The 23,629-nt window shown below is 67.4% G+C and carries 15 protein-coding genes and 1 pseudogene; 5 read left to right on the top strand and 11 right to left on the bottom strand.

The genetic code is table 11. The annotated features are described in order from the left end of the window. Positions 1-133 precede the first annotated feature (133 nt). The gene (locus tag DX912_RS00735) at positions 134-970 is read left to right on the top strand and encodes an NAD-dependent protein deacetylase (protein WP_115840552.1); all 837 of its coding nucleotides are present in this window, start codon (positions 134-136) and stop codon (positions 968-970) included. 235 nt (positions 971-1,205) lie between these two features. Here the strand turns inward: DX912_RS00735 and DX912_RS00740 are convergent, their stop codons facing one another. Next, entirely contained in the window at positions 1,206-2,645 is a 1,440-nt protein-coding gene (locus DX912_RS00740) for an amino acid permease (protein WP_115840553.1), read from the bottom strand. 175 nt (positions 2,646-2,820) lie between these two features. On the opposite strand from DX912_RS00740, the gene DX912_RS00745 reads away from it, so the two are divergent. Then, positions 2,821-3,378, top strand: a complete 558-nt coding sequence (locus tag DX912_RS00745; RefSeq protein ID WP_115840554.1) for a DUF2939 domain-containing protein — start codon at positions 2,821-2,823, stop codon at positions 3,376-3,378. A gap of 2 nt (positions 3,379-3,380) precedes the next feature. On the opposite strand, the gene DX912_RS00750 is transcribed toward DX912_RS00745, so the two are convergent. From DX912_RS00750 to DX912_RS00765, 4 genes are all read right to left on the bottom strand, one after another. Beyond that, positions 3,381-4,298, bottom strand: a complete 918-nt coding sequence (locus DX912_RS00750; protein WP_115840555.1) for a 5'-nucleotidase — start codon at positions 4,296-4,298, stop codon at positions 3,381-3,383. 69 nt (positions 4,299-4,367) lie between these two features. Beyond that, positions 4,368-5,138, bottom strand: a complete 771-nt coding sequence (locus DX912_RS00755) for an NAD kinase (protein WP_115840556.1) — start codon at positions 5,136-5,138, stop codon at positions 4,368-4,370. A 286-nt stretch (positions 5,139-5,424) separates the two neighbouring features. Next, positions 5,425-10,464: an NAD-glutamate dehydrogenase gene (locus DX912_RS00760; RefSeq protein ID WP_115840557.1), complete on the bottom strand. Its 5,040-nt coding sequence runs from the start codon at positions 10,462-10,464 to the stop codon at positions 5,425-5,427. Positions 10,465-10,703: 239 nt separating this feature from the next. After that, on the bottom strand, positions 10,704-11,897 hold the full coding sequence (locus DX912_RS00765; RefSeq protein ID WP_386837508.1) for an acyl-CoA dehydrogenase family protein: 1,194 nt from the start codon (positions 11,895-11,897) through the stop codon (positions 10,704-10,706). A 220-nt stretch (positions 11,898-12,117) separates the two neighbouring features. On the opposite strand from DX912_RS00765, the pseudogene DX912_RS00770 reads away from it, so the two are divergent. The 3 genes and pseudogenes from DX912_RS00770 to metH all read left to right on the top strand — a co-directional run. Next, positions 12,118-13,047, top strand: a pseudogene (locus DX912_RS00770) (ArsR/SmtB family transcription factor); the annotation flags it as partial. 26 nt (positions 13,048-13,073) lie between these two features. Next, on the top strand, positions 13,074-14,171 hold the full coding sequence (locus DX912_RS00775; RefSeq protein WP_181902652.1) for a homocysteine S-methyltransferase family protein: 1,098 nt from the start codon (positions 13,074-13,076) through the stop codon (positions 14,169-14,171). Positions 14,172-14,218: 47 nt separating this feature from the next. Beyond that, a complete protein-coding gene (gene metH, locus DX912_RS00780) occupies positions 14,219-16,918 on the top strand; it encodes a methionine synthase (RefSeq protein WP_425477887.1) in 2,700 nt (899 codons plus the stop codon). Between the two features lie 75 nt (positions 16,919-16,993). On the opposite strand, the gene DX912_RS00785 is transcribed toward metH, so the two are convergent. The 6 genes from DX912_RS00785 to DX912_RS00810 form a co-directional block, all read right to left on the bottom strand. Next, complete coding sequence (locus DX912_RS00785; RefSeq protein ID WP_115840560.1) at positions 16,994-19,087, bottom strand: acyltransferase family protein; 2,094 nt, start codon at positions 19,085-19,087, stop codon at positions 16,994-16,996. A gap of 49 nt (positions 19,088-19,136) precedes the next feature. Beyond that, positions 19,137-19,823, bottom strand: a complete 687-nt coding sequence (locus DX912_RS00790) for a DUF2058 family protein (RefSeq protein WP_115840561.1) — start codon at positions 19,821-19,823, stop codon at positions 19,137-19,139. 93 nt (positions 19,824-19,916) lie between these two features. Next, positions 19,917-20,156 (bottom strand): SlyX family protein, encoded by a 240-nt coding sequence (locus tag DX912_RS00795; RefSeq protein WP_115840562.1) that lies wholly within the window; start codon positions 20,154-20,156, stop codon positions 19,917-19,919. A gap of 1 nt (position 20,157) precedes the next feature. Further along, a complete protein-coding gene (locus DX912_RS00800; RefSeq protein ID WP_115840563.1) occupies positions 20,158-21,498 on the bottom strand; it encodes a UDP-glucose dehydrogenase family protein in 1,341 nt (446 codons plus the stop codon). 95 nt (positions 21,499-21,593) lie between these two features. Continuing rightward, positions 21,594-22,379 (bottom strand): BamJ family beta-barrel-assembly machinery protein, encoded by a 786-nt coding sequence (bamJ, locus tag DX912_RS00805; RefSeq protein ID WP_115840564.1) that lies wholly within the window; start codon positions 22,377-22,379, stop codon positions 21,594-21,596. Between the two features lie 172 nt (positions 22,380-22,551). Then, positions 22,552-23,487 carry an FKBP-type peptidyl-prolyl cis-trans isomerase N-terminal domain-containing protein gene (locus DX912_RS00810; protein WP_115840565.1) on the bottom strand — a complete coding sequence of 312 codons (936 nt, stop codon included), beginning with the start codon at positions 23,485-23,487 and terminating at the stop codon, positions 22,552-22,554. Positions 23,488-23,629 lie beyond the last annotated feature (142 nt).

A 23,629-nucleotide genomic window follows, 5' to 3' on the forward strand; every position in this document is an offset into this window, starting at 1 on the left:
GCGGGAGGCGTGTCTCAGGTTGTGAGACGACGATCGGCCAGACGTTCAGGTCGGCCGGGCTTGGGACGGCAGGACGGAGCGCGTTCAGGCTCGCGGGGCTTGGGCCTTCTCCCCTCGCCCATAAGATGGAGGCATGTCCGCCCTGCCCAACCCCACCGACTCGCCGGCCGATGCGCTGCGCGAATGGCTCGCCCCGTTCCGGCGCGTCTTCGTGCTGACCGGCGCCGGCTGCAGCACGAACTCCGGCATCCCCGACTACCGCGATGCCGACGGCCAGTGGAAGCGAACCCCGCCCGTCACCTATCAGGCCTTCACGGGCGATGCGCGCGTGAACGCCCGCTACTGGGCGCGGAGTTTCATCGGCTGGCCGCGCATCGACGACGCCAAGCCCAACGGCGTGCATCTCGCGCTGGCCGACTGGGAATCGCGCGGCGCCGTCTCGATGCTGCTGACGCAGAACGTCGATGGCCTGCACCAGCGCGCCGGCAGCCGCCACGTGATCGACCTGCACGGCCGGCTCGATGGCGTGGTTTGCCTGCAATGCCGGGCCGAATCGCCCCGCGCGGCGTTGCAGGCGCGGCTCGCCGAGGCGAATCCCGATTGGGCCCACCTCGACGCGACCACCGCGCCGGACGGCGACGCGGACCTCGACGGCCACGATTTCACCCGCTTCACCGTGCCGGTCTGCGAAGCCTGCGGCGGGATGCTCAAACCCGACGTGGTGTTCTTCGGCGAGAACGTGCCGAAGGATCGCGCGGTGCGCGCCGGCGAGGCGCTTAAGGCGTCCGACGCGATGCTCGTGGTCGGTTCGTCGCTGATGGTGTATTCGGGCTTCCGCTTCGCGCGGATGGCGCACGAGACCGGCATTCCGCTGGCGATCCTCAACCGCGGGCGCACGCGCGCGGACGAGCTGGCGGCGTTGAAGATCGAAGAGGAAGCCGGGGCGGTGCTTTCGGCGGCGCTGGGATAGTGGGGCGCCGTTCCGCGTTCCCGGTTTTTGCTGTCATTCCCGCGTAGGCGGGAATCCATCGTTCCGACATCCCACGCCTTACGGATGAGTTGATGCCGCTGACGGATGGATTCCCGCCTTCGCGGGAATGACAGCTGAAAGGAGGCGCAATGACCGCTGAAGAAGAACGGCAATGACGCTGAAAAAGAAAAGGCGCCCTGCGGCGCCTTTTCTTCGTCGACAGGAAGAAACGTCCTCAGACGTTCTGCCCCTTCGCCAGCAGGCTCGCACGACGGCTGTAAAGCACGTAGACGATCACGCCCACCACGTTCCACACCAGGAACCACTTCTGCGTGGTGTGCGGCAGGCTCCAGAACAGGTACAGGCAGCCGAAGATCGCCAGCGGGCCGACGACCCACGCCATCGGCGTGCGGAACACGCGCGGGCGGTTCGGATCGCGCTTGCGCAGCACCAGCATGCACACCGACACCGCGATGAACGCCACCAGCGTGCCGGCGTTGGCCAGCGCGGCGATTTCGTCCAGGCGTGCCACGCCCGCCAGCGCGGCGACCAGCACCGCGGTGAACAGCGTGATCGCCACCGGCGTGCCGGTGCGGGGGTTCACCTTCGACAGGCTGCGCGGCAGCAGGCCGTCGCGCGACATCACGAAGAAGATGCGGCTCTGGCCGTAGAAGAACGCCAGCAGCACCGTCGGCAGCGCGATCACCGCCACGATGCCGATCACCAGCGCGGCCTGCGGATGACCCAGCTCGCGCATGATCAGCGCCAGCGGTTCGGCGCTCTTGCCGAACACGGTGAAGGTCATTGCGCCCACCGCGGCCAGCGCGACCAGCACGTAGATCAGCGTGCAGCCGACCATCGAACCGATGATGCCGATCGACAGGTCGCGGCCCGGGTTCTTGGTCTCTTCGGCCGCGGTGGAAATCGCATCAAAGCCGTAGAAGGCGAAGAAGATGATCGCCGCCGCGGCCATGACGCCGCGCTCCACGCCTTCGGCATCGATCGACTTCGGGAAGCCGTAGGGCATGAACGGCGTGAGGTTGGCCGAATCGAACGCCGGCAGCGCGACGACGATGAACACGGCGAGTGCGATCAGCTTGAACACCACCAGGATCGCGTTGAGCGTGGCGCTCTCGCGCGTGCCGGCGATGAGCATGCCGGCGACGAGGAAGGTGATGACGATCGCCGGCAGGTTGATCACGCCGCCAGCGTGCGGGCCCGCCATGAGCGCCGTGGGCAGCATGACGTTCCACCCTGTCTGCGTGTGCACCCATTGCAGGAAGCCGGCGAAATAACCGGACCAGCCCACCGCGACCGTGCTCACCACCAGCGAGTATTCGAGGATCAGGCTCCAGCCAACGATCCACGCGATCGCCTCGCCCAGCACGGTGTAGCTGTAGGTGTAGGCGCTGCCGGCGGCCGGCATCATCGTGGACATCTCGGCATACGCCAGCGCCGCGCAGGCGCAGACCACGCCGGCGACGATGAAGGACAGCAGCACCGCCGGGCCCGCCTTGTCGGCGCCCACGCCGATCAGCGTGTAGATGCCGGTGCCGACGATGGCGCCGATGCCCAGCGCGACCAGGTGCGGCCAGCCCAGGGTGGGCACCAGCCGCCGCCCTTCCTCATGGACGGTGAGCTTGTCGATGTCCTTGCGCCGGAGCCATGACTGCATGGAAAACCTCGTTCGAGCGGGCTGTGAAGGCGCACATACTGAGCCATCGCCCCGCCGGATGCGATGTGCACTGCAGCTTGCGCGCCGGAGGCCCGATGCGGCACGGCATCCGCCTTCATCGCGCGGGCGACCCGGGCGCCCTACCATCGCCGTTCCTCCGACCGGTTCGTCGCCGATGAAAAAGTGGATCGCCCTGCTCGTCGTCGTCCTGCTGGCGCTGGCCGGCTGGATCGCCGCCGGCCCGTTCCTGACCATCAACGCGATCCGCGAGGCGGTCGCCGAGGAGGACACCGCCGCGCTGGCAAAGCACGTCGATTTCGTCGCGGTGCGGCGCAGCCTTCGGGCGCAGGTCGAAGACACGCTCGCGCGCAAGGCGGGCGTCGACGCGCAGAACAACCCGCTGGGCGCGTTTGCGTTGGGATTGGCGAACCAGGCCGCTGGCGGGATCGTCGATGCGCTCGCCACACCGGCCGGCATCGGCGCGGTCCTGCAGGGGCGCGGCCTGCTGCATCGGCTGACCGGCGGCGGTGTCGATCCCAACGACGGGCTCGCCCATGTCCCGCCGCCCGATCCCCTGCGCGATGCGAGCTACCGCTTCGAGTCGCCGTCGCGGTTCAGCGCCACCGTGCGCAACGCGGACGGGGATCCGGTGGTGTTTGTGCTCACGCGCGAGGGCTTCAAGTGGACGCTGACGGACATCCAGCTGCCGTTGCAGGCGCTGATCGGGCCCTAGCCTTACTTCACGACGAGCGGATTGGCCACGCCGTGCGGCACGTGCCCGGCGGCGACGTGGTCGCGGGCCGAGAGGATGTTGTGCTCGGAATCGTCGAAGAAGATGTCCGCGCCGAACGCCTCCAGGAACGGCCCCTTCGATCGGCCGCCAAGGAACAGCGCCTCGTCCAGCCGGATGTCCCACTCGCGCAGCGTGCGGATCACGCGTTCGTGCGCGGGGATCGAACGCGCGGTGACCAGCGCGGTGCGGATCGGCGATGCCTGCCCGGTCGGGAACGCCTGCTGCAGTCGGTGCAGCGCGTCGAGGAAACCGCGGAACGGCCCGCCCGACAGCGCCTGCGCGGCGTGGCTGCGCTCGTGTTCGGTGAACGCGGCCAGACCGCCCTCGCGCGAGACGCGCTCGCCTTCGTCGTCGAAGATCACCGCATCGCCGTCGAACGCGATGCGCAGCTGGTCGTGGCGTTGCTGCGGCGCGCGGGCCGGCAGCAGCGTCGCCGCGGCCACGCCGGCGGCCAGTGCACTGCGCACGTCCTCGGCGTTGGCCGACAGGAACAGGTCGGCGTTGAACGGCCGGATGTACGGATACGGCGGCGCGCCGTTGCTGAAGGCCGCGCGCTTGATCGCCAGCCCGTAATGCGCGATCGAGTTGAAGATGCGCAGCCCGCTGTCGGCCGAATTGCGCGAGATCAGGATGACCTCGACGCGCGGCGCTTCCGGCCGCGCCCCGTCGTTGAGCGCAAGCAGCTTGCGCACCAGCGGAAAGGCGATGCCGGGCGTGAGCAGGTCGTCCTCGTGCGAACGCTGGAAATCGGCGTAGGCGTCGATGCCCTCGCGCTCGAACAGCGCGTGGCTCTCTTCCATGTCGAACAGGGTTCGCGAGGAAATCGCGACGATCAGCGGATCGGCATCACGGTCGGGCATGGGGCGATTATGCCGCAGCGCCGTCGCGCTGATTGCGACCGACGCGGTCCTTCCTGCGCGCTGTCCGGGCTAGGCCACGAACTGCTCGGCCAGCATGCGCTCTTCCAGGTTGTGCTCCGGATCGAACAGCAGCGTGACGGTCCGGTCGTGCGATTCGCGGATCGTCACTTCCACCACGTCGCGGACTTCGTGCGAGTCGGCCGTGGCGCTGACCGGGCGCTTGTAGGGATCGAGCACGTGGAAGCGCACTTCGGTATCGGCCTTGAGCACGGCGCCACGCCAGCGGCGCGGGCGGAACGCAGCGATGGGCGTCAGCGCGACGACGTTCGCGCCCAGCGGCAGGATCGGCCCGTGCGCGGAGAAGTTGTAGGCGGTGCTGCCGGCGGGCGTGGCGACCATCACGCCGTCGCAGATGAGTTCGTCCAGTCGGGTCTGGCCGTTGAGGTCGATGCGCAGGTGCGCGGCCTGTCGCGTCTGGCGCAGCAGCGAGACCTCGTTGTAGGCCAGCGAGCCGACCGTGGCGCCCGATTCGGTCTGCGCGACCATCTCCAGCGGCCGCAGCACCGCGGGCTCGGCGGCATGCAGGCGTCCGAGCAGGCCCTCGCAGTCGTGCTGGTTCATGAGGAAGCCGACCGTCCCCAGCTTCATCCCGTACACCGGTTTGCCCAGGCCGCCATAGCGATGCAGCGTGGCAAGCATGAAGCCGTCACCGCCGAGCGGGACGAGGATGTCCGCGTCTTCCGGGGCGTGCTGGCCGTGCATGGCGGTGAGGGTTTCGAGGGCGCGCTGGGCGCCGTCGGCGTGGCTGGCGAGGAAGGCGATGCGGGGCGTCGCGGTCATCGGCGGCTCCGGGGTCGAGGGAGGCAGCATAACCGGTGGCGCGTGGTCGTCGCGCTGGCAGGTTGGGCCGCTTCGTTGCAGGGACGTCGATGTCTCCGCCCCCGGGTGAGCGCTGCGACCGGCGAGGCCGCTGGTCAATCGGGAAGAGTCGCTGGACTCCCGCCTTCGCGGGAATGACGTGAGGGACGGTTCGGGCGTGCCGGTCCGGTTTGGCGCCGCGCCAAGCAACAAAGAAAAAAAGCCCGGCCGAAGCCGGGCTTTTCCTCAACACGCGAACCACGAAGGCTTACGCCCCGGCCGCAGCCACCTGCGCCAAACGACGCACCGCCACCGACAGCGTCGGGTAGTCCAGCGCCTTCTGGTTGTGCAGGTCGGCAAACATCGCCAGCGTGAAGCGCAGCGACGAGTCGTCGCGCTTGAGCCAGGCGTCGACCTTCTGCTCGACCGGCTTCTTGCCGCCGTCGGCAAGGATCTGCGAGACCAGCGAACGTGCCTGCGTGGCCAGTTCGTCGCGCAGCGCGCCGCGGGCGAGCGCCTGCCAGCGGCCGTCGACCGGCAGCTGTTCGACCTGCTCGTACAGCCACGGCAGGCTCAGCGCCTGGCCCAGCGAGAAGTACGCCTTCGCCACTTCCACCGGCGAGATCTTGCGGGCGAGCGAGATCTCCACGATGTCGCAGCCGAACTCCAGCAGCGGCAGCGCGGCGAGCTGTTCGGCGAGCTTCGCCGGCACGCCCTTGCCCTTCCAGTCGTTCATGCGCGCTTCGTACGCGTCGCGGCGCATGCCCGACAGCACCGTCGGCAGCGACGCGCGAACGGCATTGAGGCCATCGCTGTAGCGCGCCATCGCCGCGGTGATCTCCGGCATCTTGCCCGGACGCGACAGCAGCCAGCGCGACATCGAGCGCAGCAGGTGCCAGATGACCTGCAGCGCATCGACCTGCACCGACTCCGGCACCTTGCCGTCGAGCGCGTCGATCTGCGCCCACAGGTCGCGCGCGTCCACCGCCTCGCGGGCGATGGTGTAGGCCTCGGCGACCTCGGCCGGCGTGCGGCCGGTGTCCTCGGTCATGCGCAGGGTGAAGGTCGCGCCCATGCGGTTGACCATCGAGTTGGTCACCGCCGTGGCGATGATCTCGCGCTTCAGGCGATGGCCTTCCATCGCCTTGGCGTACTTGGCCTGCAGCGGCTGCGGGAAGTAGCGCACCAGTTCCTTCGACAGGTACGGGTCTTCCGGCACGTCCGAGTCCAGCAGCTGCTGGAAGAGCACGATCTTGCTGTACGACAGCAGCACCGCCAGTTCCGGACGCGTCAGGCCTTGGCCGCGCGACTTGCGCTCGGCGATTTCCGCATCGGACGGCAGGAACTCGATCTGGCGATCGAGCAGCCCCTGCGATTCCAGCGTGCGGATGAAGTGCTGCTTGGAGCCCAGGCGGTGCACGCTCATCCGCTCCATCAGGCTCAGCGCCTGGTTCTGGCGGTAGTTGTCGGTGAGCACCAGCTGCGCGACCTCGTCGGTCATCTGCGCCAGCAGCTTGTTGCGCTCGGGCAGCGTCAGCTTCTTCTTCTGCACCTCGCCGTTGAGCAGGATCTTGATGTTCACCTCATGGTCGGAGGTGTCCACGCCGGCGGAGTTGTCGATGAAGTCGGTGTTGAGCAGCACGCCATGCTGCGCGGCCTCGATGCGGCCAAGCTGCGTCATGCCGAGGTTGCCGCCCTCGCCCACCACCTTGCAGCGCAGCTCGCGACCGTTGACGCGCAGCGCGTTGTTGGCGCGGTCGCCGACGTCGGCGTTGGTCTCGCTCGTCGCCTTCACGTACGTGCCGATGCCGCCGTTCCACAGGAGGTCGACCGGCGCCTTGAGGATCGCGCTGAGCAGTTCCGCCGGGCTCATCGCCGACACCGTCGGATCGATGCCGAGCGCCGTCTTCGCTTCGGCGGTGAGCGGGATCGACTTGGCCGAACGCGGGTAGATGCCGCCGCCCTTGCTGATCAGCGAGCGATCGTAATCATCCCAGCTCGAACGCGGCAGCTTGAACATGCGCGCGCGTTCCTTGAACGTCGACGCGGCATCCGGGTTCGGGTCGATGAAGATGTGGCGGTGGTCGAACGCGGCGACCAGGCGGATGTGCTTGCTCAGCAGCATGCCGTTGCCGAACACGTCGCCGGACATGTCGCCGACGCCCACGACGGTGAAGTCTTCCTTCTGGCTGTCGCGTCCCATCGCGCGGAAGTGGCGCTTGACCGACTCCCACGCGCCGCGCGCGGTGATGCCCATGCCCTTGTGGTCGTAGCCGACCGAACCGCCCGAGGCGAACGCGTCGTCCAGCCAGAAGCCGTGCGCGCGCGCGATGCCGTTGGCGATGTCGGAGAACGTCGCCGTGCCCTTGTCGGCGGCGACGACCAGGTACGGATCGTCGCCGTCGTGGCGCACGACGTTCTCCGGCGGAACGACCTTGCCGCCGGCGAGGTTGTCGGTGATGTCCAGCAGGCCGTTGATGAAGCGCTTGTAGCAGGCCACGCCCTCGTTGAACCACGCGTCGCGGTTCACGGCCGGATCCGGCAGCTGCTTGGCGATGAAGCCGCCCTTCGAACCGACCGGCACGATGACGGTGTTCTTCACCATCTGCGCCTTCACCAGGCCGAGCACTTCGGTACGGAAGTCCTCGCGGCGATCCGACCAGCGCAGGCCGCCACGCGCCACCGGGCCGAAGCGCAGGTGCACGCCTTCCACGCGCGGGCCGTAGACGAAGATCTCGCGGTACGGACGCGGCTTCGGCAGGTCCGGCACCTTCGAGGAATCGAACTTGAAGCTGATGTAGTCGGCCGGGCCGCCGTCAGCGCGCAGGCCGGACCCGCCTTCACCCGGCGCGTACTGGATGTAGTAGCTCGTGCGCAGTGTGGCGTCGATCACGCCGATGAAGCTGCGCAGGATGCGGTCCTCGTCCAGGCTGGCGACGCGATCGAACAGGCCCTTCAGCGCTTCGCGCGTGGCTTCGATCTGCGCTTCGCGCTTGCCGGCGCGCGCTTCGAGCATCGGCTCCAGCGCGGCGAGCGTGGCTTCATCGCCACCGGCCAGCACCGAAAGTTGCGCGCGGAACGCTTCCACGCCGGCCTTGATCTGCGCCTTGGATTCGCTGCCGGTGATCGGATCGAACTTCGCTTCGAACAGCTCCACCAGCAGGCGCGCGAGCAGCGGGTAGCGGTTGAGCGTCTCTTCCACGTAGCTCTGCGAGAACGGTACGCCGACCTGCAGCAGGTACTTGCAGTAGCCGCGCAGCATCGCGACCTGGCGCCACGACAGGTTGCCGGTGAGGATCAGGCGGTTGAAGCCGTCGTTCTCGGCGTTGCCGCGCCAGATCTGCGCGAAGGCTTCCTCGAAGTTCTCGTCGAGGCTGGACACGTCGAGGTTCGGGTTCGAGGTCTCGACCTCGAAATCCTGCACGAACAGCGTCTGGCCGTTCGCGTTGAGGCGGTACGGGTGCTCGGAAATCACCCGCAGGCCCATGTTTTCCATCATCGGCAGCGCGTCCGACAGCGGGATGTCGTCGTTCTGGCGATAGAACTTGAAGCGCAGGCCGCCGTCGCCGTTGTGCGCGCGGTACAGGCTCAGGCGCAGGTCGTCCGGGCCGTTGAGCGCGGCCAGGTGCTCCACGTCGTCGGCGGCCACGTCGGCGCTGACGTCCTCGATGTAGCCCGCCGGCAGCGCGCGACCATAGGTGTTGGCGAGCGTGAGGCCGCGCTGTTCGCCGTGGCGCACGACCAGGCGCTCGCGCAGGTCGTCCTGCCAGTTGCGCACGAGCTTGGACAGCTCGGCTTCGATCTTCGCGCTGTCGGTCTCGATCGCCTCGCCCGTCTTCGGACGCACGATCAGGTGCACCTGCGCGAGCGGCGATTCGCCGCCCAGCGTGACCGAGGAATCGACGTGTTCGCCGTGCAGTTCGCGCTTGAGCATCGACTCGATGCGCAGGCGGACGTCGGTGTTGAAGCGGTCGCGCGGGATGTAGACCAGCACCGAGAAGAAACGGCCGTAGCGGTCGCGGCGCAGGAACAGCTTGCTGCGCACGCGCTCCTGCAGGCCGAGGATGCCGGTGGCCGTGCGCAGCAGTTCCTCTTCGCTCGACTGGAACATCTCGTCGCGCGGCAGCGACTCCAGGATGTGGCGCAGCGCCTTGCCGCTGTGGCTATCGGGCTTCAGGCCCGACTGCTGCATCACGTAGTTGTGGCGCTGGCGCACCAGCGGGATGTCCCACGGGCGACGGTTGTAGGCGCTGGAGGTGTACAGGCCGAGGAAGCGCTCCTCGCGGATCGGCTTGCCCTTCGCGTCGAAGGTCAGCACGCCGATGTAATCCATGTAGCCCGGACGATGCACCGTCGCGCGCGAGTTGGTCTTGGTCAGGATCAGCGCGTCCACCGCGCCCGACTGCGGCATGTAGTGCGCGGCGAGCGAGGTCAGAAGGCGCGGCTTGCCGACGTCCTTTCCGCGCAGCAGCCCCATGCCGCTGGACTTGACCGCGCTGAGCACTTCCTCGCCGCCCTTCTGGACGACTTCGTACTCGCGGTAACCGAGGAAGGTGAAGTGGTTGTCGGCGGCCCAGCGCAGGAACTCCTGCGCCTCGCGCTTGCCGGCTTCATCGACCGGCAGGTTCCGCTGGCCGAGTTCGTCGGCCACGGCGAGCATCTTCGCCTTCATCTGCGGCCAGTCGCGCACCGATGCGCGCACGTCGGCCAGCACGGCTTCCAGCGCCTTCTGGATCTTCGGCATCGCCTCGGCCGGCTGGCGGTCGATTTCCAGGTGCATCAGCGATTCGGGCTGGCCTTCGCCGACGGACAGGATCTTGCCGGTCTTGTCGCGATCGAACGGCACCACCGGATGGCCCAGCACGTGCACGCCGATGCCCTGCTCGGCCAGCGCCATCGTCACCGAGTCGACGAGGAACGGCATGTCGTCATTGGCGATCTGGATGACGGTGTGGGTCGATTCCCAGCCCTCGCCCTTGAGCGTCGGGTTGAACATGCGCACCAGCGCCGCACCGGGCTTGCGGGCGCGGGCGAAATCGAGGAAGTCGGTGGCCAGTTCGGCCCAGCCCTGCGCGTCGTGCTGCGGCAGCTCGTCGCTGCTCATGCGCTTGTAGAAGGCGTTGATGAACGCTTCTCCTTCGGCATGGCGCGACTTGGGCAGCTGCTTGCGCATCGCCTCGACGATGGGCTCGAGCGAAACGGTGTCGTCCTTCTGGACGTCGCGGGCGGCGCTCTTCTTCGACGGAGCGCGTTTGGCCGTCTCGACCTTGGCGGCGGGTTTGGCGGAAGCGTTACGTTTGGTGCTCATGGCAACGGAAGTTCCAATGAAAGAAGGCCCACGCTTTCACGTGGGCCGGGGGATACGGTTCAGTACGGGCGGTTCGCGGACACGATCTGGCGCGAAGCCGTTTTGGCGGCTTTGTCGCGCGGACGACGATCGCGGCCGCGATCGACAGGACAGGCGGTGGGGCGTGACGATCCGAAACGTTTCATGTCGGGTTCGTGCGGTCTTCTGTTTTGCCGAAACTGTGTCGCCCGAACGGCCTGTCACCGCAGGCCGGTTTCGTTGCGGGCGATCACCAGGCGCTGGATCTCGCTGGTGCCTTCGTAGATCTCGGTGATCTTCGCGTCGCGGAAGTAACGCTCCAGCGGCATTTCCTTCGAGTAGCCCATGCCGCCGTGGATCTGCACCGCCTGGTGGGTGATCCACATCGCGGCTTCCGACGCGGTGAGCTTGGCGATGGCCGCCTCGTTGCTGAAGCGTGCGCCGCCCTTGTCGAACTCGCCCTTCTGCCAGGCCGCACGCAGCGTGAGCAGCGTGGCCGCGTCGAGCTTGCACTTCATGTCGGCGATCTTCGCCTGCGTCATCTGGAAGGTGCCGATCGCCGCGCCGAACGCCTTGCGCTCGCGGACGTATTCCAGCGTCTTCTCATAGGCCGCGCGGGCGATACCGATGGCCTGGCTGGCGATGCCGATGCGGCCGGCGTCCAGCACGCTCATGGCGATCTTGAAGCCGTGGCCGACTTCGCCGAGCACGTCCTCGGGCTGGGCGACGTAACCGTCGAATTCGATCTCGCACGTGGCCGAGGCGCGGATGCCGAGCTTGGGCTCGGTCTTGCCGCGATGGAAGCCGGCGCGATCGCCGTCGACCATGAAGGCGGTGATGCCGCGCGCGCCCTTGTCCGGGTCGGTCATCGCGAACAGCACGAAATACTTGGCGACCGGGCCGGAGGTGATCCAGCTCTTCTTGCCGTGGATGACGTAGGTGCCGTCGGCCTGCTTCGTCGCCTTGCAGCGCATCGCGGTGGCATCGGAGCCCGACTGCGGCTCGGTCAGCGCGAAGGCGCCGATCTCGCGGCCTTCGGCGATGGCGCGCACGTACTTCTGCTTCTGCTCCTCGGTGCCGAACTTCAGGATGCCGTTGCAGAACAGCGAGTTGTTGACCGACATGATGGTCGAATGCGCGGCGTCGCCGGCGGCGATCTCGATCATCGCGAGCACGTAGCTGATCGGGTCCATGCCCGCACCGCCGTATTCGGCCGGCACTTCGATGCCCATCAGGCCGTTCTCGCCGAGGGTGCGGATGTTCTCGAGCGGGAACTCGCCCGTCTTGTCGTGGTGCTCGGCGCTGGGAGCAATCTTTTCCTGGGCGATGCGGCGGGCCACATCCTGGATCATCAGTTGCTCTTCGGTGAAGCGGAAATCCACAGAGACACCTCGTGCTTGAGTCTTTGGTTCGATGGGCAAAACAGACTGCGAATTGTAGCCGTCCCGTGCGCGATTCGCAGGGGCGCGAGCGCATCGCAGCGCCAATACGGGCGCGATTCCGCCCGTTTCCGAACAACCGGCCCGACGCGAAGCGCGAAAGCGAGCGCTATCACCACGCTTCGTGCCGCGCCGCTTGACCCTGGGTACCCCGCGGACCGAAACTTATCGCTATATCGCGATAGGTTGATGAAGCATGGATCTGGAAGGCTGGTCTTCACGGCTCAAGGTGTTCGCCGACGCGACCCGGGTGCGCCTGCTGGCGCTGCTGGAGCGCGAGGAGCTGACGGTGGCCGAGCTGTCGGGCATCACCCGGCTGGCCCAGCCGCGCGTCTCCACCCACCTGGCCAAGCTGAAGGAGGCCGGCCTGGTGCGCGACCGCCGCTCCGGCGTCTCGGCGTACTACCGCTTCGACGACGCCGCCCTCGACGGCGCACAGCGCGCCCTGTGGACCACCCTGCGTGAGGGCAGCGACGACCCGCTGCTGCGCCAGGACGCCGAGCGCGTGGCCGACGTGCTGGCCTCCCGCGCCGCGGACCAGAACTGGGCCGACACGGTGGCCGGCGACATGGAGCGCCATTACTCGCCCGGCCGCACCTGGGAAGCGATGGCTCGTTCGGCGCTGCCGCTGCTGGAACCGGGCGACGTGCTCGACGTGGCCTCCGGCGACGGCGTGCTCGCCGAACTGCTCGCCCCCCATTCGCACCGCTACGTCTGCCTGGATTCGAGCACGAAGGTCGTGCTGGCCGCGTCCGAGCGCCTGCGCAAGCTGAAGAATGTCGAGGTGCGCGAGGGCGACATGCACGCCCTGCCCTTCGAGGACGCGCATTTCGACCTGGTCGTGCTGATGCACGCACTGACCTACGCCGAGCACCCCGCGCAGGCGGTGGTCGAAGCCGCGCGCGTGCTGCGCCCGGGCGGTCGGCTGCTCCTCACCAGTCTGGCCCGACACGAGCACCGCAACGTGGTCGAGGCCTACGGCCACGTGAACCTGGGCTTCAGCGAGAAGGACCTGCTGAAGTTCGCCACCAAGGCCGGCCTGGACGTGGGCAGTTGCGAGACCGTCACGCGCGAGCGTCGCCCCCCGCATTTCGAAGTGATCGCGCTGATCGGCCGCAAGCCCGGCGATGCGCGCAAGACGAGGAAGTCCTGATGGAAACCCTGCCCTGGCTGAACCCCGAACGCGCGCAATCGCTGCAGCAACTGCTGCGCGAACGCATCCTGGTGATCGACGGCGCGATGGGCACCATGATCCAGCAGCACGAGCTGGACGAAGCCGCCTACCGCGGCGAGCGTTTCGCAAAGGGTTACGACCACGCCTACGACCACGTCGAGCACGCCCACGGCGACAACTGCGGCTGCTCGCGCGACCAGCGTGGCAACAACGACTTGCTGAGCCTGACGCAGCCGCAGATCATCCAGGGCATCCACGCGCAGTACCTCGACGCCGGCGCGGACCTGATCGAAACCAATACCTTCAACTCCACCACCGTGTCGCTCGCCGACTACGGCTTGGAGCACCTGGCGCGCGAGCTCAACGAAGCCGGCGCGCGACTGGCCCGCGAAGCCTGCGACGCGGCCGAGGCCCGCGATCCGTCGCGCCCGCGCTACGTGATCGGCGTGCTCGGCCCGACCAGCCGCACCGCGTCGCTGAGCCCGGACGTCAACCGTCCCGGCTTTCGCGCCATCACCTTCGACGAATTGCGCGTGGCCTATCGCGAAGCCGCCGACGGCCTGATCGACGGCGGCGCCGACGTGCTGATGGTCGAAACCGTGTTCGACACGCTCAACGCCAAGGCGGCGCTGTTCGCGATCGAGGAAGCGTTCGACGCACGCGGCGTGCGCCTGCCGGTGATGGTGTCGGGCACGATCACCGACGCCTCCGGCCGCACGCTTTCCGGACAGACCGCCGAAGCGTTCTGGTATTCGCTGCGCCACGCGCAGCCGCTGGCGATCGGCCTGAACTGCGCGCTCGGCGCGAAGGACCTGCGCCCGCACGTCGACGTGCTCGCGCAGGTGGCCGACGCGTACGTGAGCACGCACCCGAACGCGGGCCTGCCCAATGCGTTCGGCGGTTACGACGAAACGCCGGAAGACATGGCCGACGTGCTCGGCGAGTTCGCGCGCGCCGGCATGCTGAACCTCGTCGGCGGCTGCTGCGGCACCACGCCGGCGCACATCGCGGCGATCGCGAAGGTGGTCGAAGGCATCGCGCCGCGCACGCTGCCGTCGCTGGTCGCCGCTGCCTGATCGCCCCCCGCCCTCATTCGACTTTCCGCGCACCGCGAACGGATTCCCTGCCTGTAATGACCATGTCCCTCCCCCGCCAGACGCGCCTGAGCGGTCTCGAACCGCTGCAGATCACCCCGGAATCCAACTTCATCAACGTCGGTGAGCGCACCAACGTCACCGGCAGCGCGCAGTTCAAGAAGCTGATCCTGGAAGGCCGGCTCGACGAAGCCGTCGTAGTCGCGCGCCAGCAGGTCGAGAACGGCGCGCAGGTGATCGACGTCAACATGGACGAAGGCCTGCTCGATTCCGAGCGCGCGATGGTCGACTTCCTCAACCTCATCGCCGCCGAGCCCGACATCGCGCGCGTGCCGGTGATGGTGGACAGCTCGAAGTTCAGCGTAATCGAAGCCGGGCTGCGCTGCCTGCAGGGCAAAGGCATCGTCAATTCGATCTCGATGAAGGAAGGCGAAGCCGAGTTCCTGCGACAGGCACGTCTGGTGCGCCGCTACGGCGCCGCCGTCGTGGTGATGGCGTTCGACGAAGCCGGCCAGGCCGACACGATGGAACGCAAGGTCGAGATCTGCTCGCGCGCGTACAAGCTGCTGACCGGGACGATCGGCTTCCCGCCGGAAGACATCATCTTCGACCCGAACGTGTTCGCCATCGCGACCGGCATCGAGGAACACAACGACTACGCCGTCGCGTTCATCGAGGCGACGCGCGAACTCAAGCGGCGGTTCCCGTTCAGCCACATCTCCGGCGGCGTGTCGAACGTGTCGTTCTCCTTCCGCGGCAACGAACCGGTGCGGCAGGCGATCCACGTCGTGTTCCTGTACCACGCCATCAGGGCCGGCATGGACATGGGCATCGTCAATGCCGGTGCCTTGCCGCTGTACGACGACCTGGACGCCGAGCTGCGCGAGCGCGTGGAAGACGTCGTGCTCAATCGCCGCAGCGACGCAACCGAGCGCCTGCTGGAAATCGCCGACCGCTACAAGGGCAAGAAGGGCGAGAAGAAGGTCGAGGACCTCGCGTGGCGCGAGAAGCCCGTGCGAGAGCGCCTGTCGCATTCGCTGGTGCACGGCATCGACCAGTACATCGAAGCCGACACCGAGGAAGCGCGCGCGCAGGCGACGCGTCCGCTGGACGTGATCGAAGGCGCGCTGATGGACGGCATGAACGTCGTCGGCGACCTGTTCGGGGCGGGCAAGATGTTCCTGCCGCAGGTGGTGAAGTCCGCGCGCGTGATGAAGAAGGCCGTCGCGTACCTGCTGCCGTTCATCGAAGCCGAAAAGCTGCGCACCGGTGACGTCGGCAAGTCCAACGGCAAGATCGTGATGGCGACCGTCAAGGGCGACGTGCACGACATCGGCAAGAACATCGTCGGCGTCGTGCTCGCGTGCAACAACTTCGAGGTGATCGACCTGGGCGTGATGGTGCCGGCGCAGGTGATCCTCGATCGCGCGAAGGCCGAGAACGCCGACCTGGTCGGCTTGTCCGGCCTGATCACGCCATCGCTGGAGGAAATGAGCCATGTCGCGCGCGAGATGCAGCGACAGGGCTTCGAGATGCCGCTGCTCATCGGCGGCGCGACGACCTCGCGCGCGCACACGGCGCTGAAGATCGATCCGCACTACAAGGCACCGACCGTGTGGGTGAAGGACGCCTCGCGCGCGGTAGGTGTCGCGCAATCGCTGATCAGCCCCGACCTGCGCGGCAACTTCGTCGCCGCCAACGACACCGACTACGCCGAGATCCGCCAGCGCCACAGGCAGCGCGGCGACGGCAAGCGCCTGGTGTCGCTGGAGAAGGCGCGCGCGCAGCGCTTCGACGGCGGCTGGACCGACTACGTCCCGCCCGCGCCGAACCAGCCGGGCCTGCATGTGTTCGACGACTACCCCCTCTCTGAACTCGTCGAGTACATCGACTGGACGCCGTTCTTCAACACGTGGGAGCTCGCGGGCAAGTACCCGGCGATCCTGACCGACGAGGTCGTCGGTGCGCAGGCGAGCGAGCTGTATCGCGATGCGCAGGCGATGCTCAGGCGCATCGTCGACGAGCGCTGGCTGACCGCGAAGGCGGTGTTCGCGCTGTGGCCGGCGAACGCGATCGGCGATGACGTCGTCGTCGATGCGAACGGCACTCCCACCACCCTGCACTTCCTGCGCCAGCAGGTCGACAAGCCGATTGATCGCCCGGACTTCTGTCTGGCTGATTTCATCGCTCCGAAGGAGAGCGGCCGGCAGGACTGGATCGGCAGTTTCGCGGTGACGGCGGGCATCGGCATCGAGGAACACGTCGCGCGATTCGAGGCCGACCACGACGACTACAACGCGATCCTGCTCAAGGCGCTGGCGGACCGCTTCGCCGAAGCGCTCGCCGAGCGGTTGCACGAGCGCGTGCGCAAGGAGTTCTGGGGCTACGCGGCGACCGAAGCGCTCCGCAACGATGCGTTGATCGACGAAGCCTACGTCGGCATCCGTCCGGCCCCGGGTTATCCGGCTTGCCCCGAGCATAGCGAGAAGGCGACGCTGTTCCGCCTGCTCGATGCGGAGACCAACGCCGGCGTGCGCCTGACGGAAAGCTTCGCGATGTATCCTGCCGCGGCCGTGTCCGGCTATTACTTCAGCCATCCGCGCAGCCAGTACTTCGTCGTCGGTCGCGTGTCGAAGGAACAGGTCGAGGATTACGCGCGACGCAAGGGCGTCAGCCTCGCGCAGGCCGAACGCTGGCTCGCATCGAACCTGGATTACGATCCGGAGTGACGACAGGTGGGGCGTCTTCGTCGGCCCCCCGTCCTCACAGCTGCACCAACACGAAGGCCGCCTGCGCGGCCTTCGTCATTCCTGACGTGCGTTCCCCGACCCAGCGGATGGCGTCGCCGAAAGATGCGCCATGAAACCAGGCAACAGCTTGCGGTTCGCGTACCCGCTGATGTGGTCGGCATCGAAATACAGCGGACGGCCGTTGTCCTCGACGACGCAGGTCGCATCGGGACAGAGGATCGGGAACGGATCCCATACGCTTGCCCCCGGCAACTGCGCGGCCATTCTGGCCAGGGAGTCCAGGACCGGCTTGCGCAACGCTTCCAGTTCGCCACGCGGCATCGTCAGGCCATCGCGGCACGCGGGATTTCCGCGGCTGAACCAGTCGGCGCATCGGTACGGCGTCGAGCGGAACACCGGCTTGGGCGCTTCGAACACGATGGCGACCCCACGTTCGGCCAGCGGCTTGAGCATGTCGAGCGCCACCTGCTCCGCCTCGTGCCGGCTGGCGATGGCCTCGGGCCCGAACATCGCGAGATTCACTTCCTGCGGAGCGACGCCACCCCACTGATCGGAATAGCGCGGCAAGCGCAGCGCTGCCAGGAACAACACATCGCCCGGCTTCGCGCGCGACTGCACGTCGGCAAGCGCCGCATCGCCGAACTGCCGGCAGTGCGGAGCCTTGTAGTCGCGCGACGGCTGCAGGCTTGCGAACGAGCAGCCCGCGCGCGTGTACAGGTAAACGTCGCGCCCGGAGTCCACCGCCAGCCTCGCGTAGAGGCCCATGTAAGCGGCGGCGTGCGAATCGCCGATGACGAACATCCGTCCGGCGGCGGGCGGCAAGGTGCAGGAGGACTTGGAGTAGATGCGAAGGTCGGCACCGGCGACGGTTTCCAGATGCCCCGAGGCGGCGCAATCGGGATAGACCGGTCGCGTTTCGCGGCCCATCGGATACCAGTCGTCGGCGTGCTGCGCGGTGACGCTCAGCGAGAGGTCCGGCTGCATCCGCCCGACTTTCCGGTACACGCCCATGAAGGCGAAGATCGCGATCACGCCGACGCCGATCACCGCGAGCTTGTGTGCGTTGCGGAACACCGCGGCGCGACGGAACGGCGTCTCGACGAAGTAATACGAAAACGCGGCAAGGCCAAACGTCACGAGCAGCGCCGCAATCTGCGTCGGCAGCGACTCCAATCCGACCGTCCAGCGCATCAGCACGAACACCGGCCAATGCCACAGGTAGAGGGAATACGACAGTCGCCCGATCCAGCGCACACCGCCGTTCTCCAGCAGGACGCGCAACGGTCCGCCTGCGTCGGAGCGATGAAGGAAGCCGAGCAAACCGAGCGTACCGAGCACCGCCGGCACCGAATCGGGCCACGGCGAATGTCCCGCCCGCGCGGTCGCCAGGCTGACGGCCAGCAGCGCCAGCGACACGAATGCGCCAGCGGTGGCGACTAAAGCCGGAATCCGCGTCGTGCCAGCTTCCCCCTTCGCCTGCGAAAGCACCTGGAACAGCAGCACGCCTGCCGCAAGTTGCCAGAACCGTGTGGTCAGCATGTAGAACGCGAGCGCCGGCTTTGCCTCGGCGATGTGGATCACGTACGGCAGCGATGCGATCAGGCCCGTGGCGAACAGGGCCATCGACCACTTGCGGCCGCGCGCCCCGAAGGCCCACGCGAAGAACAGGAGTGGAAACAGCACGTAGAACTGCTCTTCGACGCCGAGCGACCACGTATGCGTATACGGATTGAACTCGACCTTCGGCGAAAAATAATCGCCGTCGGTGCGCAACAGGACGAAGTTGCTCAGGCCCACGAACGCCCAGCGCCCGACCGCGTTGCTGGTGTCGCTCAGCCAGGCTTGCGGAATGAAGAGCGCGCTCGCGATGCCCGTCAGCGTCAGGCACGCAACCAGCGCCGGGGCGATGCGCCGGATGCGCCGGGAGTAGAAGTAAGCTAGGTACTCAACCAGCCGCGGCCGGTGGAGGTGCGCCATCGAGGCGCTGACCACGAAACCGGAAATGACGAAGAACACATCGACGCCCGTGAAACCGCCGGGGAGCAGACGGGCGTCAAGGTGGTAGGCGATGACCGAAAGCACGGCCAGCGCGCGCAGTCCGTCGATGTAGGGAAAGTAACGCTGGCGCGTGTCGTCCGTGGCAGGCATGCGTTGGGTTCGGATATGTCAGTGGCGGCGCGTCACGCCGGAAGCGTGGTCACCACACCAGGTCGTCGGGCACCTGGTATTGCGGATCGGCGTAAGGATCCTCGTTCGCCGGCGCGTTCGGGTCGACCTTCAACGCCACGGCGGGGGCGAAGATCGCTTCGGCCTGCGCGAGCAGTTCGGCGGTGACCAGCAGGTAGCGGCCGTCCATCTGCAGCACGCCGAGTTCGCCGGCGTTGAGCTGCTTGAGCTGCGCCTCGTTGACGTAGATGCGCTTGATCTTTCCGCCGTACGGGAAGTGGCGGGCGATCTCGGCGGTCGCGTCGTTGAGCGCCTTGTCCTTGACCAGCTCGGCGAGCTTCGCGCGCGCTTCGCGACGCTGGCGCGCTTCTTCCTGCTTGGCGGCTTCCGCGGCGATGCGCTCGTCCTTCTCGCGCTGGGCGCGGATGGCGTAGGCCTTCGCCAGGTCGATGTCCTCGCGCGACTGCGGCTTGCCGCCGTGTCGCGCGCCCGGCTTGCGGTTGTCGGGTTTGCGTCCGTCCTGGCGGCGATCGCCAGCCTGCGGCTTTCCGCCCTGCGGCTTCGCACCATGCGGCTTCGCACCTTGCGGCTGGGCGCCTTGGGGCTTGCCGCCCTGCCGGTTGTCCGGCTTGCCGCCCTTCGCGTGCGCGGGGCGCTCGGGCTTGGGCGCGGGCTTGAAGCCCAGGCCCATCAACTGGTCGCGGAGGCTGTTGCTCATGTGCTGCTGCGAAAGGAGGGTGACTGCAGACCCGAAGTATAGGCAGCCGGCGGCCGTGGCGCGCGGCTTTCCACGGTGAACCGTGCGCCGGCTTCAGTAATGCGGCGGCGGCGGTTCCTGCGAGGGCTCCGCGGCGAACGGGTTGGATGCGAGCGCGGCCCGCATGTGCCGCAGTTCCTCCAGGACACGATGCATCGCCAGCGCGTTGCGCGCCTCCTCGCCGCGCGTGGCGGCGAGTGCATCGCTCAGTTCGGACAGCGCCTGTTCCTGGAACGCAAGGCGCGTTTCCAGGTCGACAAGGCGCTGCTCGAGGTCGTCGCGTTGGTCGGGCATGTCAGTGCGTCTGGATCGAGCGGCCGCGCCCGATGCCGTAGTACGCCAGCCCGGCCGATTCGACTTCGTCCGGGTGGTACAGGTTGCGACCGTCGAAGATGACCGCGTCGTTGACCGATTGCTTCAGGCGCGCGAAGTCCGGACTGCGGAACTGCTTCCATTCGGTGACCACGACCAGCGCGTCCGCGTCGGCCAGCGCGGCGCGGGCCGAATCGCACAGCGTCAGGTCATCGCGGTCGCCGAAGATGCGGTGGGCTTCCGCGGTCGCTTCCGGGTCGTACGCACGCACCTTCGCGCCGGCGTCCCACAGCTGCTGCAACAGGCGACGGCTCGAGGCTTCGCGCATGTCGTCGGTGTTCGGCTTGAACGCCAGGCCCCAGACCGCAAAGGTCTTGCCCGCGACGTTGCCGTCGTAGTGGCGCTGGATCAGTTCGAAGAGATGTCCCTTCTGCTGCTCGTTGACGCCTTCCACCGCGCCCAGCAACTGCGCGGTGTAGCCGTGCTGCAACGCCGTGCGATGCAGCGCCTGCACGTCCTTCGGGAAGCACGAACCGCCGTAACCGGCGCCCGGATAGATGAAGTGCCAGCCGATGCGCGGATCAGAACCGATGCCTTGGCGGACCATCTCGACGTCCGCGCCCACGCGCTCGGCGATGTTCGCGATCTCGTTCATGAAGCTGATCTTGGTCGCCAGCATCGCGTTGGCGGCGTACTTGGTCAGCTCGGCCGAACGCACATCCATCACCACGATGCGTTCGTGGTTGCGATTGAACGGCGCGTACAGGCGCTTCAGGCGCTCCACTGCCATCGTGCTGGACGAGCCGATCACAATGCGGTCGGGCCGCATGCAGTCGTTGACGGCGTCGCCTTCCTTGAGGAATTCCGGGTTCGAGGCGACTTCGAACGTCACGTCGGTCCCGCGCGTGCGCAACTCATCGGCAATTGCCGCGCGCACCTTGTCGGCGGTGCCGACCGGCACCGTCGACTTGTTCACCACCACCGCAGGGCGCTCCAGATGCTTGCCGATCGTGCGCGCCACCGCCAGCACGTACTTCAGGTCCGCGCTGCCGTCTTCGTCCGGCGGCGTGCCCACGGCGATGAAGATCACGTCGCCGTGCGCGATCGCCGCCGCCGCGTCGGTCGTGAACGTCAAGCGGCCCGCCGCGTGGTTGGCCTTCACCATCGGCTCCAGGCCGGGCTCGTAGATCGGGATCACACCGCGATTTAGGCCTTCGACCTTGGCCTGGTCGATATCGACGCAGACCACGTCATGGCCGACGTCGGCAAGGCAGGTTCCGGTGACCAGGCCTACGTAGCCGGTTCCGAAGATGGTGACGCGCATGCAGTTACTCCGAGCGTGGCGAGGGGTGCACGGTAACCAGTCGCGAGTGAAGAGCCTGCTCGCTTCCGGTGAACGTCATCCCGGATACACGTGTGTTACTTGCCCTGCCCCGGCTTGCCGATGTCGAGCAGTTCGACTTCGAACACCAAGGTCTGATTCGGGCCGATCGGGCCGGCGCCCTGCGGACCGTACGCGAGCTTGCTCGGGATCCAGAAACGGAACTTGCTGCCCACCGGCATCAGCGTGAGGCCTTCCTGCCAGCCCGGCACCATCTGGGAGAGCACGAACGTCGCCGGCTCGCCACGATCGTACGAACTGTCGAAAGTCTTGCCGTCCAGCAGCGTGCCCTTGTAATGCGCGCTCACCACGTCGGTCGGCTTGGGCTTGGGACCCTTGCCTTCGGTGATGACCTGGTACTGCAGGCCCGAGGCGGTGGTCGTCACGCCCGGCTTCTTCGCGTTCTCGGCGAGGAACTTCGCACCGGCTTCGGCGTTGTTCTTCGCGTCGGTTTCGAGCTTGGCGATCTGCTGCGCGCGGATCTTCTGCGCGAAGGCTTCGCGGATCTCACCGGCCTGCTTCTCGTCGAGCAGCGGCTTGCCGCCTTCCAGCGACGTCTTGAGCGCCTTGTGCAGCGTGTCCAGGTCGATCTCGCCCTTCACCGGCTCGAGCGAGCGCGCCATGTCCATGCCGATCATGTAGCTGACCTGTTCCTTCTCCGTCTTAAGGCCCGCGATGGCCTTCGCACCGTCCTTGCCGGCTTCGGTCGTGGCGGTGTCCTTCTTGGCTTCGGCGTTGTCGGCCGGCTTGTTGCAGGCGGCGGTCAAGGCGGCGAGCGAAGCGACGGCCAGGGCGAGGCCGGTGTGGCGCGGAGTGAACTTCATCGGGGAGCTCCAGGAAGGAAAGATCGCCGGAACGGAACTCCGTCCGGCGTTGCGGCCTGACAAACTGCCAGCGGCGAACTGAACGTCAGGCGTACCACGCAACGCGCGGCACGCCCGTCGATCCACGCACACTGCGAGCGGCGCGCGTCGTGGACGAGCGCCGGAACGCTTCTTACAGAATGCCCATCAGTTCGACGTCGAACACCAGCGTGGCGTTCGGACCGATCGGGCCGCCCGGCGTGCCGTTCGCGCCGTAGGCGAGATCGCCCGGGATCCAGAAGCGGAACTTGCTGCCCACCGGCATCATGCCGACGCCTTCGGTCCAGCCGGCGATGACCTGGTTGAGCGCGAATTCGGCCGGCTGGTTGCGCGCGTAGGAGCTGTCGAACACGGTGCCGTCGAGCAGCTTGCCTTCGTAGTTGACGCGCACGCGGTCGGTGGCGGTCGGACGCGGGCCCGACCCCTGGCGCAGCACCATGTACTGCAGGCCCGAACCGGTCGTGATCACGCCCTTCTGCGTCTTGTTCTCGGCGAGGAACTTCGCGCCCTCGGCCTTGTTCTTGTCGCCCAGCTGCGAGGCCTGCGCCTGCATCTTGGCCTGCACCTTCTGCTGGAACGACTGGCGGATCGCGCCGAGTTCGGCGTCGCTCAGCAGCGGCTGGCCCTTGTCGAACGACGTGCGGATGGCCTGGATCACCACCGGCAGTTCGAGTTCGTCCTTGATCGGCGCGAGCGAGCGGCCGACGTCGGCGCCGACCAGGTAGGCGACCTTGTCCTTCGGCACGTCCGGCGCCTTCGTGCCGGCCGGCGCCTGGCCGGTACGCACGGCGATGCGCTGCATCAGCGCGGGGCCGACGGTCTGCGCTTCAGTCTCGGTGATCAGCGGCTTGCCGCCGTCGAAGGCGTTCTGGATCGCGCGCTGGAACGCGGCCAGGTCGATGTCGGGCGACAGCGGCGTGATCGACTGGGCGATGTCGGTGCCCACCATGTAGCTGGTCTTTTCGCGTTCGGTCGTCAGCACGTTCTTTTCCTGAGCAGAGGCCGCCCCGCCGATCAGCGTGGCCGCAGTGGTAAGCAACACGGCGGCGCCGCGCATCAATGCCTTCATGGGGAACCTACTCCGTATGGGTGTTGTGTCCGGCACGTGCCGGCGCCTTGCATACGCTCATCGAAACAGGCGCGGGCAAGCCCGGCATTGTCGCGGCACCAGCCCTCATCGGCAATCGCCAGCCGTGTCTACACGCGAATCT

This window comes from Lysobacter soli (genome assembly GCF_003382285.1).
GTDB lineage: Bacteria > Pseudomonadota > Gammaproteobacteria > Xanthomonadales > Xanthomonadaceae > Lysobacter_J > Lysobacter_J soli.

What these genes read in the sequence shown, in the direction of transcription:
- DX912_RS00735 (WP_115840552.1), top strand. Translation starts at nt 134, where the DNA reads ATGTCCGCCCTGCCCAACCCCACCGACTCGCCGGCCGATGCGCTGCGC.
- DX912_RS00740 (WP_115840553.1), bottom strand. Translation starts at nt 2,645, where the DNA reads ATGCAGTCATGGCTCCGGCGCAAGGACATCGACAAGCTCACCGTCCAT.
- DX912_RS00745 (WP_115840554.1), top strand. Translation starts at nt 2,821, where the DNA reads ATGAAAAAGTGGATCGCCCTGCTCGTCGTCGTCCTGCTGGCGCTGGCC.
- DX912_RS00750 (WP_115840555.1), bottom strand. Translation starts at nt 4,298, where the DNA reads ATGCCCGACCGTGATGCCGATCCGCTGATCGTCGCGATTTCCTCGCGA.
- DX912_RS00755 (WP_115840556.1), bottom strand. Translation starts at nt 5,138, where the DNA reads ATGACCGCGACGCCCCGCATCGCCTTCCTCGCCAGCCACGCCGACGGC.
- DX912_RS00760 (WP_115840557.1), bottom strand. Translation starts at nt 10,464, where the DNA reads ATGAGCACCAAACGTAACGCTTCCGCCAAACCCGCCGCCAAGGTCGAG.
- DX912_RS00775 (WP_181902652.1), top strand. Translation starts at nt 13,074, where the DNA reads ATGGAAACCCTGCCCTGGCTGAACCCCGAACGCGCGCAATCGCTGCAG.
- DX912_RS00785 (WP_115840560.1), bottom strand. Translation starts at nt 19,087, where the DNA reads ATGCCTGCCACGGACGACACGCGCCAGCGTTACTTTCCCTACATCGAC.
- DX912_RS00790 (WP_115840561.1), bottom strand. Translation starts at nt 19,823, where the DNA reads ATGAGCAACAGCCTCCGCGACCAGTTGATGGGCCTGGGCTTCAAGCCC.
- DX912_RS00795 (WP_115840562.1), bottom strand. Translation starts at nt 20,156, where the DNA reads ATGCCCGACCAACGCGACGACCTCGAGCAGCGCCTTGTCGACCTGGAA.
- DX912_RS00800 (WP_115840563.1), bottom strand. Translation starts at nt 21,498, where the DNA reads ATGCGCGTCACCATCTTCGGAACCGGCTACGTAGGCCTGGTCACCGGA.
- bamJ (WP_115840564.1), bottom strand. Translation starts at nt 22,379, where the DNA reads ATGAAGTTCACTCCGCGCCACACCGGCCTCGCCCTGGCCGTCGCTTCG.
- DX912_RS00810 (WP_115840565.1), bottom strand. Translation starts at nt 23,487, where the DNA reads ATGAAGGCATTGATGCGCGGCGCCGCCGTGTTGCTTACCACTGCGGCC.